Origin of the sequence: Sediminicola luteus, assembly GCF_040566555.1 — a bacterium.
Classification (GTDB): domain Bacteria; phylum Bacteroidota; class Bacteroidia; order Flavobacteriales; family Flavobacteriaceae; genus Sediminicola.
Window position 1 is genome coordinate 21,924 of sequence record NZ_JBEWYP010000009.1, and the last position, 15,262, is coordinate 37,185.

14 protein-coding genes are annotated in these 15,262 nt (G+C 39.8%); 4 read left to right on the forward strand and 10 right to left on the reverse strand.

The window, feature by feature from the left end; translation table 11 throughout:
• The first annotated feature begins 25 nt into the window (after positions 1 to 25).
• The gene (locus tag ABXZ32_RS13780) at positions 26 to 826 is read left to right on the forward strand and encodes a DNA/RNA non-specific endonuclease (protein WP_354619271.1); all 801 of its coding nucleotides are present in this window, start codon (positions 26 to 28) and stop codon (positions 824 to 826) included.
• Here ABXZ32_RS13780 and rodA read toward each other — a convergent pair.
• The 6 genes from rodA to ABXZ32_RS13810 form a co-directional block, all read right to left on the reverse strand.
• The gene (gene rodA, locus ABXZ32_RS13785; protein WP_354619272.1) at positions 823 to 2,106 is read right to left on the reverse strand and encodes a rod shape-determining protein RodA; all 1,284 of its coding nucleotides are present in this window, start codon (positions 2,104 to 2,106) and stop codon (positions 823 to 825) included. The two genes, ABXZ32_RS13780 and rodA, sit on opposite strands and share 4 nt — an antisense overlap.
• On the reverse strand, positions 2,096 to 3,964 hold the full coding sequence (gene mrdA / locus ABXZ32_RS13790) for a penicillin-binding protein 2 (protein ID WP_354619273.1): 1,869 nt from the start codon (positions 3,962 to 3,964) through the stop codon (positions 2,096 to 2,098). Before mrdA ends, rodA begins: the two co-directional genes overlap by 11 nt.
• Before the next feature lie 494 nt (positions 3,965 to 4,458).
• Positions 4,459 to 5,277 carry a rod shape-determining protein MreC gene (gene mreC, locus ABXZ32_RS13795; RefSeq protein WP_354619274.1) on the reverse strand — a complete coding sequence of 273 codons (819 nt, stop codon included), beginning with the start codon at positions 5,275 to 5,277 and terminating at the stop codon, positions 4,459 to 4,461.
• Positions 5,278 to 5,369: 92 nt separating this feature from the next.
• Positions 5,370 to 6,398: a rod shape-determining protein gene (locus ABXZ32_RS13800; RefSeq protein WP_354619275.1), complete on the reverse strand. Its 1,029-nt coding sequence runs from the start codon at positions 6,396 to 6,398 to the stop codon at positions 5,370 to 5,372.
• 55 nt (positions 6,399 to 6,453) lie between these two features.
• Positions 6,454 to 7,986, reverse strand: coding sequence for a bifunctional phosphoribosylaminoimidazolecarboxamide formyltransferase/IMP cyclohydrolase (gene purH / locus ABXZ32_RS13805; protein WP_354619277.1), 1,533 nt, complete (start codon positions 7,984 to 7,986; stop codon positions 6,454 to 6,456).
• Between the two features lie 95 nt (positions 7,987 to 8,081).
• A complete protein-coding gene (locus ABXZ32_RS13810; RefSeq protein WP_354619278.1) occupies positions 8,082 to 8,534 on the reverse strand; it encodes a GAF domain-containing protein in 453 nt (150 codons plus the stop codon).
• A 144-nt stretch (positions 8,535 to 8,678) separates the two neighbouring features.
• Here ABXZ32_RS13810 and ABXZ32_RS13815 point away from each other — a divergent pair, with 144 nt between their 5' ends.
• The 3 genes from ABXZ32_RS13815 to ABXZ32_RS13825 all read left to right on the forward strand — a co-directional run bounded on the left by ABXZ32_RS13815 (position 8,679) and on the right by ABXZ32_RS13825 (position 11,842).
• Positions 8,679 to 9,092 carry an HYC_CC_PP family protein gene (locus ABXZ32_RS13815; protein ID WP_354619279.1) on the forward strand — a complete coding sequence of 138 codons (414 nt, stop codon included), beginning with the start codon at positions 8,679 to 8,681 and terminating at the stop codon, positions 9,090 to 9,092.
• 106 nt (positions 9,093 to 9,198) lie between these two features.
• Positions 9,199 to 11,433 (forward strand): TonB-dependent receptor, encoded by a 2,235-nt coding sequence (locus ABXZ32_RS13820; protein WP_354619280.1) that lies wholly within the window; start codon positions 9,199 to 9,201, stop codon positions 11,431 to 11,433.
• Between the two features lie 52 nt (positions 11,434 to 11,485).
• Positions 11,486 to 11,842 (forward strand): heavy-metal-associated domain-containing protein, encoded by a 357-nt coding sequence (locus ABXZ32_RS13825; protein ID WP_354619281.1) that lies wholly within the window; start codon positions 11,486 to 11,488, stop codon positions 11,840 to 11,842.
• A 70-nt stretch (positions 11,843 to 11,912) separates the two neighbouring features.
• On the opposite strand, the gene groL is transcribed toward ABXZ32_RS13825, so the two are convergent.
• The 4 genes from groL to ABXZ32_RS13845 form a co-directional block, all read right to left on the reverse strand.
• Positions 11,913 to 13,541, reverse strand: coding sequence for a chaperonin GroEL (gene groL / locus ABXZ32_RS13830; protein ID WP_354619282.1), 1,629 nt, complete (start codon positions 13,539 to 13,541; stop codon positions 11,913 to 11,915).
• Between the two features lie 20 nt (positions 13,542 to 13,561).
• A complete protein-coding gene (locus tag ABXZ32_RS13835; protein ID WP_062056033.1) occupies positions 13,562 to 13,840 on the reverse strand; it encodes a co-chaperone GroES in 279 nt (92 codons plus the stop codon).
• A gap of 140 nt (positions 13,841 to 13,980) precedes the next feature.
• Complete coding sequence (gene secG / locus ABXZ32_RS13840; RefSeq protein WP_062056031.1) at positions 13,981 to 14,337, reverse strand: preprotein translocase subunit SecG; 357 nt, start codon at positions 14,335 to 14,337, stop codon at positions 13,981 to 13,983.
• 7 nt (positions 14,338 to 14,344) lie between these two features.
• Entirely contained in the window at positions 14,345 to 15,262 is a 918-nt protein-coding gene (locus tag ABXZ32_RS13845; RefSeq protein WP_354619283.1) for a hypothetical protein, read from the reverse strand.

Sequence of the window (15,262 nt, forward strand, 5' to 3'; positions counted from 1 at the left end):
TACCTTTTATAATTGAAGGCCCATTATGAAAAAACGAAATATTTACACTCTTTTGACCTTACTCTTAATCATAGCTTTCTGGCTTTTTGATAATTTTTATGAGGTAGAAACCTATGAAGATGATTATGATAGTGGAAAAGTGGGTAAAAATGTGAAATTGCTTTTTCCAACTTCGACCACTGGTGTTATTGTGAACCATAATTACTATTCCCTGTCTTATAATGAGCGTTATGAGCAGGCGGAGTGGGTGGCGTATGAACTGAAGAAGGAATACCTGACCTATGATGATAGGAAACGACCTTATTTTATTGAGGATCCAAGGGTGCGCACTAAATCTGCGGATTGGAAAAATTATAGGGGATCGGGATTCGATAGAGGTCACTTATGCCCTGCTGGAGATATGCGATTTTCAGAATCGGCCTACAATCAAACCTTTTATACCAGTAATATAAGCCCCCAAGAGAATGCTTTTAATGGGGGGATATGGAATAGATTGGAACAAAAAGTCAGGTACTGGACCAAAAAATATGATAGTGTTTTTGTAGTAACTGGCGGGGTGTTGGAAGAAGGACTCGAGGAAATAGGGGAGGAGGATGTAGCGGTTCCCAAGTTTTTCTATAAAATTATTGCCAAAGGGAATAATGAAAATCTAGAGGTTTTGGCATTTCTTATGCCACATAAAGAAAGTTCCCTCCCATTGGAGAAGTTTTTGGTGCCCGTGGATAGTTTGGAAAAGCTAACAGGGATCGATTTTTTTGAGAAGCTCCCTAACGATCGGGAAGACCGTTTGGAAAAAGAGGTCCTTATAAAAGGGTGGAAATTTTAGTTCCACTCGTTCAACCGGTTCGAATCTAGTTTTAAAAAGATAAATAATAGGGCCGTAAAGAATAAAAGTCCAGATCCTCCATAGCTGAAGAATGGCAAAGGAATACCTATAGTAGGTAAAACGCCAATGACCATGCCTATATTGATGAAATAGTGTATTAGGAGTATGGAGATGATGCCATAGCCGTACATGCGGCTAAAGCCGCTCTTTTGCCGTTCTGAGAGGTAAACCAAGCGCAGGAAGAGCACGGTAAATAGGATGACCACCACAGAGGTTCCCAAGAAGCCCCATTCCTCCCCCACGGTGCTAAAAATATAATCGGTATGTTGTTCAGGGACAAAGTCACCTTTGGTTCTGGTACCTTCCATAAAACCCTTACCAAAGAAGCCTCCAGATTCAATAGCCTTTTCTGATTGATAGGTGTTGTACCCTATTGTTTTTTTGATCTCCTCCAGTTTTGCGGGGTCTTTTTCCAGGCGCAACCAAAGGCTAAAACGGTCCCTATGCCGTTGTTCGAAAACGTTATTGAAAACGAAATTTACGGAGAGTGAAAATACGATGGCAATAACAAAAAATGTTAGGATGGGCATGATAGGAACTCGAAAGGATTTCTTTTTCAACAAAAAGATCAGGGCTATCAATATGGCAAATACGATGCCTACCCAAATAGTGCCAAACATTAAAGTAGCAACAAATACTAGTAAAATCAATAAGAGGATGCTCAAATAATAGAGGGGCAGGCCTTCACGGAACATTACAAAAATTAGGGCAAAGAATACCAAAGCACTACCAGGGTCTGGTTGTGGGATAACAAGTATGGCGGGTATCAAAATGATCAAAAAGGCAAAGAATTGATCTTTTCCCCTTTTAATATCCGTCTGAATATCACTTAAATATTTAGCTAGGGCCAATGCGGCACCCACTTTTGCCAATTCTGAGGGCTGTAGATTAAAAAAACCTAGGTCATACCAAGAAGTTGCTCCAGCAATCGTTTTCCCGAAAACAAAAAGTCCGACCAAGAGGATAAGGGAGATAATATATATAACACTAGAAAAACGTTCATAAAAATCGGCCTCAATTCCAAGGATGATGACAATTGAAAAAACACTGACCAAGATAAAAAAAAGTTGTTTTCCGTATAAGGTGCCAAAATCCAAAAGTGCCTTGTCTTCCTCCGAGTAGGTACTGGAGTAGATGTTGATCCACCCAATGCCCACCAACAAGAAGTAAATTAAAACGGTTAACCAGTCTATACGTTTTAAGATGCTTTTACCAGACACGCTCGTTGATTATAAAGGGTTGACCGCTATGAGGTTTGGCATATTCTGCTTCCAAGTTTTTCTCTAACATTCTCTTTTCTAAATCTGTTCTTGTAATTTTACCCTTGAGGTATTTTTCAATCAAAAGGGAAGCAATATGTCCGGCATATCTAGAGCCAAAATATCCATGTTCAATATAAACGGCTATGGCAATTTTTGGGTTTTCCACTGGAGCAAAGGCAATAAAGACAGAATGATCCGTAAGTTGTGTTTTCACCCCATCGATTCTAGTGAAATTCTCCACAGTTCCAGTTTTCCCGGCAATTTCTATATCCGGTATTTGTAATCTGCTCGCTGTCCCCTGTTTGTAAACCAAAGCCATTCCGTTAATAACCGGATCAAAGTGTTTCTTGTCTATTGTAGTATATTTAGCTTTTGTAAATTCTGGGATACTAATATCCTCGTGGTCAATTTTCTTAAGCACGTGGGGGGTATAGTAAAAGCCTCTATTTGCAATTGCGGCGGTCATATTGGCCAATTGAATTGGGGTCGCAGAAACTTCTCCCTGTCCAATGGAATTGGAAATTATATAGGATGAAGACCAGCGATTATCTCCATACCACTTATCGTAGTACTCCTTGCTGGGGATTCTACCTCTTTTGCCCGTGGGCAGATCATATCCAAGGAAATCACCCAATCCAAAACTCTTCATATGTTCTTCCCAAACATCCATTCCCTCATCCGTGGTTGGAAATTGTTCGTAAATTTTCCTAAATGTACCGGCAAAATAAGCATTACATGAATTGGAAATACCAGAGGTCATATCTCTCATGCCTCCTCCACAGTGGCATCCTCTTTTTGTGCTACCTACATAAAAACCGTGGTAGCACATAATTCTTGTATCCGGGGTAATGGCCCCTTCTTGCAGGGCAACAAGGGCGTTCAAGATTTTAAATGGAGAACCTGGAGAGGTTTCGGCCAGAAGGCTTCTATCATAAGTTGGCTTGGAAATGGAATCGTAATATAATTTCGTGTAATTCTTAGATCTCTCCCTTCCTACCAATAAAGCCGGGTCATAGGTTGGACCAGAGATTAGGGCCAAAATTTCTCCTGAACTGGGCTCAATGGCTACAACACCACCATGCTTTCCTTGCATTAAAAGTTCACCGTATTCCTGTAGTTTCTTGTCTATGGTGACATGAATTTCTTTCCCCTGTTCAGGTAAGGTGTCCAATGCTCCATTTTTATAGGGGCCTATGTCCCTGTTAAAACGGTCTTTTTGAATGTATTTAACACCTTTCTTACCTCTAAGGAGGTCTTCATATTCCTTTTCTATTCCAGTTTTTCCTAGCAATTCCCCTTGTTTGTAATATGGGTTGTTCGCAAGGTCTCTTTCATTTACTTCGCTGATATATCCCAAAACGTTGGCACCACTGTTGGTGGCATAATAACGCAGTGATCTCTTTTGAATATAAAAACCGTCGTATTTCCTCATTTTTTCTTGGAGACGGGCATAATCCTCTTTTGATAATTGATGCACTAGAACGGAGGGAAGTCGAGGGGAATACACTTTGGCCTTGTTCAAATTTTTAATGAATTGCTCTTTTTCCAATCCTAAAAGGTTGCAGAATTCCAACGTGTCCAAGGGTTTTACATCCTTGGGTATGACCATGACATCATATGCGGGCTGATTGGCTACAAGAAGCTCCCCGTTTCTGTCATAGATATAGCCCCTTTCTGGGTAATCATAAATGGCTTTGACCGCTACATCGTCAGATACTTTTTCCCCGGCATTATTAAATACCTGTAAGTAGGAAAGTCTACCTATGAAGGTAATTCCTATTATGACAATGAAGGCGGAAAGAAGAAACTTATTCATTCTTTTTGGTACTAAATAGTGAACTTATCAATAAACAGACCAACAAGGTCACTGCGCTTGTTGATGCTATTTTTTTCAAAATTATCAGTAAATTGGAGAAACTGAAAATTTCTAGTGAAAAGTATACTATGTGATGTATTAGTATTAATAACGCAATAAATGTAATTTGTTGTGCCTTAGTACTGTTAGATAGCTTAAAACTCTGAAATTCATAGTTTACCCCAAAGCAAAATCTCATGATACTTGGTCTTAAATAGGCTATGGTTATAATGGACGCGGTATGTATTGCCATGGTGTCCGAAAATAAATCGACGGCCAGCCCTAAAAAGAAACTTATCAAAAGAAAAAGGGAACGGTTTTCTTTGATAGGATACCAGTATATAAAGAGAATATAAACCATTGGATTTATATATCCAAAGAAATTAAGTTGATTGAATACGAGTACCTGAAAAAATACAAGCAGCACAAAGCGAACGATATTTATAAAATAGTATTTACTGCCCATTTTCTAATTCAGATTCCAATTGTAATATTTCAGGTCTATCTATGTTGTTGATGATATATACGTTTTTAATGTTGGTCATATCATTGAATAGATCGACATCTATGCTATAATAACTTTTTGAGGTCGTTAGGTCAAATGATTTAATGGTCCCAATGGGTATATTTTCTGGAAATATACTGGAACTTGCTCCGGTTACTATGGTATCCCCAATCTTTAATGGTACCAATCGTGGTATATCCACTAGTTGTACGACATTAAACTTTTTTGTGTTCCATACCAAGGAGCCAAAACGATCCGTATTCTTGATTTTTGCGTTGATATTGGATTTGGTGTTCAAGATACTTTGAACAATTGCAAAATGCTCAGAGGTGCTTTCTATGATTCCCAAAATACCGGTAGCGGTAATGACCCCCATATCTTGTTTCAGTCCGTCTGCTTTTCCCTTATTGATGGTGATATAGTTCCTAGGATTCGCAAAACTGTTCTTGATCACCCTGGCAGAAGTAACCACATAGGTGGTAGTACTTGTATCCAATTCTATAGTTTCAGGAACTTTAAGGTTAAAAAGTATAGTCTTTAGCCTTTTGTTCTCCTCCAATAGTTTTTGGTTTTCTGTTCCCAGCCCAAAATAAGAGGTGAAGTTATTTGTAGTCTGATATATGCCTCCAGTAAAACTATTGGCAGAATTAAAAAATCTTGACTTATGAAAGGAGTGTGATTGAACGGTCAGGGCAAAGGCAACTGTTAACAACAAGACATAAAGCAAGGAGATTTTATATCTTATTATAAATCGAATAATCTGTTGCATTCACTTTAGCTATTTTGGGGGGTTATATAAATGACCATCCATATAGGTTGTGCCTAATGAAAAAAATGACCGTCCTACGCTGTATGCCTTTTTTATTTGATCAAGATACTCTTGTATCGTTCCAAGTTTTTCAAGGCAATTCCAGTTCCTCGTACTACTGCCCTCAATGGATCTTCAGCAATATAAACCGGTAAATCTGTTTTTTGTGACAATCTTCTGTCCAATCCTCTTAACATAGAGCCTCCACCAGCCAAGTATATCCCGGTGTTATAGATATCCGCCGCCAATTCTGGTGGTGTTTGTGATAGGGTCTCCATAACAGCGTCCTCTACTCTTAAAATGGACTTGTCCAATGCTTTCGCTATCTCTCTATACGAGACTTGTACCTGTTTTGGTTTTCCTGTCAATAAATCTCTTCCTTGAACCGACATGTCCTCTGGAGGGGTCTGAAGATCTTCCGTAGCGGATCCAATGGTTATTTTTATATTTTCTGCGGTGCTTTCCCCTACATATAGGTTGTGCTGGGTACGCATATAATAAATGATGTCATTGGTAAATACGTCACCCGCAATTTTTACGGATTTGTCACAAACTATACCACCCAGGGCGATAACGGCAATTTCCGTAGTACCACCTCCTATATCCACAATCATGTTACCTTTAGGCTGCATGATATCCAATCCAATACCGATAGCTGCCGCCATAGGTTCGTGAATAAGATAAACTTCCTTCCCATTAACCCGTTCAGCAGATTCCTTAACCGCTCGCATCTCCACTTCAGTAATCCCTGAGGGAATACAAATGACCATACGCAACGCCGGTGGAAACCATTTTTTCTTTAAAGCAGGGATATTTTTGATGAACATGTTGATCATCTTTTCCGAAGCGTCAAAATCTGCAATTACCCCATCTTTCAAGGGGCGTATGGTTTTGATGTTCTCATGGGTTTTTCCTTGCATCATATTGGCTTCTTTCCCAACTGCAATTATTTTACCAGTAATCCTATCTCTAGCAACTATGGATGGACTATCAACGACTACTTTGTCGTTATGAATAATAAGGGTGTTCGCCGTTCCTAAATCTATGGCTATCTCCTCGGTCAAGAAATCAAAAAATCCCATTTATACAAATTTGGTTTCGGATTAAAAGTAAGTTTTATCGGTGAAAGTAACAAAATTAATGTTTAAAATGACGAGTGCCTGTCATTACCATGGCAATTCCATTTTCATTACAATAATCTATGCTCAATTGATCCTTGATTGAACCTCCTGGTTGAATCACGCTTTTTATGCCGCTATTGCCAGCAATCTCAACACAATCGGGGAATGGGAAGAATGCATCACTTGCCATTACGGCCCCTTGAAGGTCAAAATTGAAAGACTGGGCTTTGTGGATCGCTTGGTTCAAAGCATCTACCCTTGAGGTCTGTCCCGTACCACTCGCGAACAATTGTTTCCCTTTTGCCAAGACAATGGTATTGGATTTGGTGTGTTTACATATTTTTGAGGCAAAGATCAAATCTTCAAGCTCGCCTTCAGATGGTTTATTGTCAGTGGCGTAAGTCAAACCTTCAATCGCATCCGTGATATTGTCCCTCCCTTGTACTAAAACACCATTTAAACAGGTGCGCACCATAGTCTCAGGTAGTTCAACATCGTTTTGGATCAAAATAATCCTGTTCTTTTTTCCTTTCAATATTTCAAGGGCATCAGTGGCATAGGAAGGTGCAATTACAACTTCACAGAACAACTGGTGTATTTCTTCTGCCGTGGCTTTGTCTATTTCCTTATTGCTGATCAATACCCCTCCAAAGGCTGAAACAGGATCCCCGGCCAGGGCATCCACATACGCCTGGTGAAGGGTGTCCCTCATGGCAAGCCCACAGGCATTGTTATGTTTTAGGATGGCAAAGGTTGGGGCGTCATTTTTGAACTCGTTCATTAAATTTACCGCGGCATCTACGTCTAAAAGGTTATTGTAGGAAAGTTCCTTGCCGTGCACCTTATTGAACATGGCATCAAAATCTCCAAAGAAGAAACCTTTCTGATGTGGGTTTTCACCATAACGCAAGACCTGCCCATTAGGCTCGCTTATTTTTAATACTGCTTCTTCGTGGTTTTTATTAAAATAGTTGAAGATGGCGGTGTCATAGTGGGAGGAGACGTTAAAGGATTTGGCCGCAAATCTCTTGCGATCCTCCAAAGTAGTACTTCCCTTGCCCTCTGTGATCAACTCCAAGACCTCACTGTAATCATCCATAGAGGATACACAAAGAACATCCTTAAAGTTTTTGGCAGCGGCCCTGATCAAGGAAATGCCACCTATGTCAATTTTTTCTATTATATCTTGTTCTGAAGCTCCACTTGCAACTGTCTTTTCAAAAGGATATAGGTCAACAATCACAATGTCCAATTGTGGAATATCAAATTCCTTTAATTGTTCTTGGTCACCAGTATGATCCTGTCTGTTTAATATTCCTCCAAAAACTTTTGGGTGCAAGGTCTTAACCCTACCGCCCAATATAGAAGGATAGCTGGTCACATCCTCCACGGGAACCACATCTATTCCTAATTCTTTGATGAACTTTTCTGTTCCTCCAGTCGAGTAAATAGTGATTCCAAGTTCATTGAATTTTTGTACTAATGGCGCTAGACCGTCTTTGTGAAATACAGAAATTAGGGCCGATGTTGCTTTTTTTGTGGTACTCATTTTTTGTGTGCTTATCTAAAGAAATTAATAAGGACACAAAAGTAGGTCTTTACCTTTAAAAAAGGAGGCAGGTTATCAACAAAACAACCAAAGTTTTAAAGAATTTTGGCCACTTCCTCATTTATAAATTCCAAAAACCTCTCATCCTCAAGGGTAAATGGATCTGGAGTGTTGGAATCTATGTCTATTTGTCCAACGTTTTCCCCATTTACGAACAAGGGAACCACTATTTCAGCCTTTACCGTAATGCTGCAGGCAATATAGTTGTCCTGGGCCTTAACATCCGGGACCACAAAATTTTGATTGGAGACGGCCACTTGTCCACAAATACCTTTGCCGAAAGGGATAATGGTATGGTCGGTAGGGGTGCCGGCATAGGGTCCCAATTTCAACTCATTCTTATCGCCATTTTTAAAATAAAAACCTACCCAATCATAGTGGGTTACTTTTTCCTTTAATAGGTTACAGATTTGTTGCAGTTTGGTGTCTACATCTGTAGTTTTATTGTCTAGTATAGATAAAATGTGTGGTCTTAAAGTAGCTAACATTAGGGTGATTTTTTGCAAAAATATTCAATTAGTAATTCTAGGTCGCATTTTTATTTGAAAATTACAAACCTGCGATATGTAAATTTAAGTTAATACTTATGCCAGCGATATGGTGAGCGTGAGTTTATTTTATACTTTTGACCCATGAAATCAATATTTCAAAAAGTTTTTTCTATTGCAATGGCCTTGCTTCTTTTGGTCTCCACGGTCTCATGGACCATAGGAATGCATTATTGTGGAAAAGCCTTGGTTGATATTGCTTTTTTTGAACATGCCGAAAGGTGTGGTATGGACCAACCCTCCAATAAAAATTCTGAAAGCGTCGAATGGAGTATCAAGTCTTGTTGCGCCTATGAATTAGCTGTGATTGTGGGTCAGGACGACCTAACAACGTCGCAAGTTGAATGTTCTATAGGACAACACTACTTTTTTAGTCCATCAAAAACCGATTACACCTTATTTGCTAGTTCGGATGCTAAGTTGGCATCTTACGATATATATGTACCTCCCGTACTGGTTAGGAACGTGCAAGTCCTTAACCAGGTCTTTATAATTTAATTTTTTTAGATAATTAGTAATTCTTTCCAATCATGTTGGAGAGCAAAAAGGAATTTTTAACGGAAACGGTTTTAATTCCAAGTTTCAATTATATAAAAGAAATTAAATGAAATACTATTTATCTATCTTATTGTTCTTGCCATTGCTATCGCTTTCCCAAGAGAAAGTGGAAGGTATGGTGATGGAGGCCAATGAAGATAACAAACATATCGGTCTATCCGGGGCGAATGTCTATTGGTTGAACTCCCAAATTGGCACCATGACCAATGAGGAGGGTTCTTTTTCCATTCCTTACTCAAAAAAGCATAATAAATTGGTGATAAGTTATGTTGGTTTTAAAACCGATACACTCACCGTCAACGGACCAAAAATGGTGCATCACTCCCTGCAACCTTCAAATATGTTGAATGAGGTGGTGGTTGAGAAAAAGAGGGATGCCCTGCAAAAAACATTCTTTAGTGCGCAAAATGTGGTTACCGTCAACAGTGCAGAACTTCTTAAGGCGGCATGTTGCAACCTTTCTGAGAGTTTTGAGACCAACCCGTCCATTGATGTGAATTTTACAGATGCCCTTACAGGGACCAAACAGATTCAGATGTTGGGATTGACCAGTCCTTACTTGCTCATTACGCAAGAGAATATACCAATGGTGCGAGGGGCATCCCAAGCTTTTGGATTAACCTTTACCCCGGGAACCTGGGTTGAGAGCATTCAGATTACGAAAGGTGCGGGAAGTGTGGTCAATGGTTACGAAAGTATATCCGGACAGATCAATACGGAATTAGTAAAGCCCCTTACCGATAGTGAACTGTTTGTAAACGGATATGCTGCATTAAATGGCAGATATGAGCTCAATACCCATATCAATAGAAAACTGACCGATAAATGGAGCACAGGTCTTTATGTACATGGTAACTTGAGAGATTCGAATGTGGATGATAATGGAGATGGATTTTTGGATGTGCCCCTGGCGAACCAGATCAATGTGATGAACCGCTGGCAGTACCAAAATCCTGAAACGGGCTTTATCAGTTTTTTGAATGTTCGTTTTTTGAACGATGAGAAGCAGGTAGGGCAGACCGACTTTGATCCTAACAGTGATAAATTTACTACCAACGCCTGGGGTGGAGAAATAGATACGCGTCGCTTTGATACTTCTATTAAGTTGGGGTACGTCTTTCCAGAACTGCCATTCCAAAGTTTGGGATTCCAAGCCTCGTACAGCATGCACAAGCAGGAATCTTATTACGGGTTCAACCAATACGATATAGATCATCATAGTCTTTATTCCAATGCGATCTTCAATTCAATCATAGGGAGTACACAACATCACTTTAAAACCGGGCTCACCTTTGCCTTGGATACCTATGATGAAATTGTAAATGCTGAAGATTACGGGCGTACGGACAATTCCGTGGGTGCTTTTTTCGAGTACAGCTATGATAATCTGGAGACATTGAGTTTGGTTGCCGGGCTACGGGTAGACACGCACAATAGACTGGGTACCTTTGTTACACCTAGATTACATGCTCGGTATACTCCATGGGAAAATTCCAGTTTAAGAGGGTCTTTTGGAAAAGGGAGAAGAGCAGCAAATATTTTTGCAGAAAACCAACAGCTTTTTGGTTCCTCAAGACAGATCAATATCCAGAACATGGGAGGTGAAATCTACGGATTGGACCCTGAAGTGGCCTGGAACTACGGAGTAAGCTTTTTACAGGGCTTTAATCTCTTCAATAGGAAAGGGAATTTCACGGTAGATTATTATCGCACAGACTTTGAAAACCAAATCGTGGTAGATTGGGAGAATCCTCAGGAAATATCGTTCTATAATTTAGAAGGGAGCAGTTATGCGAACAGCTTTCAGGTTGAACTGGATTATGAGTTAGTAAAAAATGTGGAAGTCCGTGCCGCGTATAAAAATTACGATGTGCAGACCGATTATAATTCTGGGAGCTTTCAAAAGCCCCTACAGGCTAAAAATAGATTTTTTGCCAACATAGGATATGTGACCTTGCCCAAAGAAAATGGGGCGCAATGGCGTTTTGATTATACTTTGCATACTATTGGGGAGCAACGCTTGCCAAATACTGGTTCTAACCCTTCAGAATATCAATTGGGGGAAACTGCTGCGCCATACAGTTTAATGAATGCGCAAGTAACCAAGGTGTTTTCCAAACATTTCGAAATATATGTTGGTGGAGAGAATTTGACTAATTTTATGCAGGATAAGGCGATTTTGGGTGCAGATGACCCTTTTGGCCCTTATTTTGATACAAGTATTGTGTATGCGCCTATTATGGGTAGCATGTATTATACAGGATTTAGATATAAATTATAAGATGTATTCCTTACTATAAGAGAATCTGAATATTAACTTTAAAATCAAAAATATGAAAAAAGGATTTTTAGCAATAGCGATGATATGTATTACCTTGGTGACCTACGCCCAGGATAAAAACAAGAAGTTGACCATGGAGGTCGATGGGAAATGTGAGATGTGCAAGACGCGCATAGAAAAGGCTGCCTTGGGAGTGCCCGGTGTAAAGTTTGCCAATTGGGATATCCCGTCCCACCAATTGTCCTTGATTATGGACGAACGCAAGACCAATGCCATGGAAGTAAAGACGGCCTTAGTGGCTGTGGGGCATGATACCAAGGAACTAAAGGCTAGCAAAGAGGCTTATGAGCAGGTACATCCTTGTTGTCGATACCGGGAAGATAATACGGATGACAGTAAGAAACATTAGACAATAAAAAAACGCTCTGGATACCAGAGCGTTTTTTTTATATTCAATAGATGCTTTGGGCGATTGCCTTTTACATCATTCCTGGCATACCGCCACCCATTGGTGGGCCTGCAGGAGACTCTTCTTTAATGTCGACCAATGCACACTCGGTAGTCAAGATCATTCCGGCAACAGAAGCGGCATTTTCCAATGCTACCCTAGTTACTTTCTTAGGATCAATAATACCTGCTTTAAGCATGTCTACATAGGTTTCAGTTTTGGCATCGTAACCAAAATGACCTTTGCCTTCCAATACTTTGGCAACAACTACAGATCCTTCTCCACCGGCATTTTCAACGATAGTCCTCAAAGGCGATTCAATGGCCCTTGCAACAATCTGTAATCCTGTTTCTTCGTCTGCGTTTTCTACCTTCACAGAAGCAAGAACGGCTTTGGCGCGAACCAAGGCAACTCCACCTCCAGCAACAATACCTTCTTCTACTGCAGCTCTAGTGGCATGTAGGGCATCATCAACACGGTCTTTTTTCTCTTTCATTTCAACTTCAGAAGCAGCACCTACATAAAGTACAGCTACCCCACCGGCCAATTTGGCCAAACGTTCCTGAAGTTTTTCTTTATCGTAATCTGAGGTTGTGCTTTCAATCTGAGATTTGATTTGGTTTACCCTTGTTTTGATGTCGCTTGCATTTCCGGCACCATTAACAATTGTAGTGTTGTCCTTGTCGATGGTTACTTTTTCACAAGTACCCAACATATCCAAAGTGGCATTTTCCAAAGAGAAACCTCTTTCTTCAGAAATTACAGTTCCACCAGTCAAGATAGCGATGTCTTCCAACATGGCTTTTCTTCTATCTCCAAATCCTGGAGCCTTAACGGCTGCAATTTTTAAAGAACCTCTTAATTTGTTCACTACCAACGTAGCCAAAGCTTCCCCGTCAACATCTTCAGCGACAATCAAAAGTGGCTTGCCTGATTGGGCTACCGGCTCCAATACAGGAAGTAAATCCTTCATGGAAGATATTTTCTTGTCAAATAAAAGAATATATGGATTGTCCAAATTGGTCATCATCTTTTCAGAATCTGTCACAAAATATGGAGATAGGTAACCTCTATCGAATTGCATACCTTCCACAACATCCACATACGTGTCTGTTCCTTTAGCTTCCTCAACAGTGATAACTCCTTCTTTTCCTACTTTACCAAAAGCTTGGGCAATAAGTTCCCCAATGGTATCATCGTTATTGGCAGAAATGGAGGCAATTTGTTTTATTTTTTCAGAAGAATCACCAACTTTTTTGGTTTGTTTGGCCAAATCTGCAACGATAGCATCAACAGCTTTATCTATTCCTCTTTTAAGATCCATTGGATTGGCTCCAGCGGCAACATTCTTTAATCCTTCTTTTACAATAGCTTGGGCCAATACGGTTGCAGTAGTTGTTCCATCACCAGCAAGATCGTTGGTTTTAGAGGCAACTTCTTTTACCATTTGCGCTCCCATATTTTCTAAGGGATCTGCCAATTCTATTTCTTTTGCAACGGTAACACCATCTTTGGTCACCATAGGGGCGCCAAAGGATTTGCTGATGATAACGTTTCTTCCTTTTGGTCCTAAGGTTACTTTTACCGCATTTGCCAAGGCATCAACGCCTCTTTTTAGGCCATCACGTGCTTCAATATCAAATTTTATATCTTTTGCCATTTTCTTAGTTGTTTTTTTAATTAAATAATTGCAAAAATGTCACTTTCGCGCATGATAAGGTAATCCTTACCTTCCAATTTTAGCTCTGTACCGGTATACTTTCCATAAAGTACGGTATCGCCAATCTTTACTGTTATTTTGTCGTCTTTAGTACCTGGACCAACGGCCACTACCTTACCTTGTTGTGGTTTTTCTTTTGCGGTCTCTGGAATGTAAATACCTGAGGCAGTTTTTGTTTCAGCAGCCATAGGCTCTATAAGGACCCTATCCGCTAATGGTTTGATGTTTACTTTAGACATATTTTTAGTTTTTAAATTTTAAAATTCTGGTTTACTATACGTCAGAAATTATGCCAATGGTTTAAAACTGACATATTGTAAAACAAAAATGCCAGCTTGTCATTCAGGCTGGCATTTTATTGTTTCGTATAATATGTTTATTACTCCTGGTTTTCCACTGGAGCAGCTTCATCCGTTGTCGGTAAAGCTTCCGGTAAACTTTCAGGAACCGTAGTTTCTATATCATCCCCTTGCAACAACTTGGAATCGTTTGTGCCAAGGCTACCTTTTATGGCAACGTTGGACAACAAGATCAAAACGATCAATAAGGTTGCCAAAGTCCAGGTACTCTTATCCAAGAAGTCTCCTGTTTTTTTAACGCCACCAACTACTTGGTTTCCGCCTCCTCCAAATGAAGAAGATAATCCGCCACCTTTAGGGTTTTGCACCATAATAACCAACACCAATAGTAGGCAAACAACAATGATAAGAATCAGGAAAATTGAAAATGTACTCATTATATTATTAGTTTTCTTTTTGTATTTTCTCTACCGTTTTTATTCGGTCTGCAAAGAAACTACTTTTTTCTGGATATTTCAAACTTAAAATTTTGTAAGCCTGTATCGCTTTTTTATACTTTTTCTGTTCCAAATAAACTCTGGCCAAGGTCTCGGTCATTAGTTCGTTCTTATCCATTTTCAAGGATTCCGAAATATCTACCTTATCTATTTTTTCGCGAGGAACAATTTTTGGATTGTTTTCAATGAACTTGTCTATCAGGTCGAACTTTTTCCTCTTGGCCATTTCTTCATCGTCGTCTACATGATCCAATGACACATCCTTGCTGTCCTCTTTTACGGGTTCCCTTTCAATTGGGGTAGCTGAGGTAAGCTGTAGCCATTCGGTAAAGGAATATTTTTCTTTTTTGGTAAAGGGGAGGGGTTTGCCAATTTCCAATTCTTTTTCGGCCTCCTTTTTTGCCTTGGCAATGGCCACGTCCATATGGGGGTCCATCGACTTAAAAAGGGCGGGGTCCAGAATTTGCTCTGCCTCCTTTACATTCTGCGGCAAGGGTTTGTCCTCGGAACTTTCATTGAGCAGTGTTTCAATAGGGGCATCTGAAGTAACCTCCTCAGAAATAATTTCATGTTCATTAATGGATAGGCTTCTGCCAGAAATAGAATCTGCAATGGCATTCTGGAGAAAATCCCTAGAAGTGATAAAATCAAAAAGCACATCCCTGTCAGTAGTATGGGCAGCAGTAATTTTAAGCGCATTGTTGAATTTGAAACTGTTCAAATTTTTTAGTCCTTTTAAATGGACGGCCCGTGCTGCTTGAAAATAGGGGTATTCTTCAATAATGTCCTCCAGGTGCTTTGTCTGCACCGCCGAAACTACCTTGTTTGGATGTTGCAATAAAAATGTAAAATCCGATACGTTCAT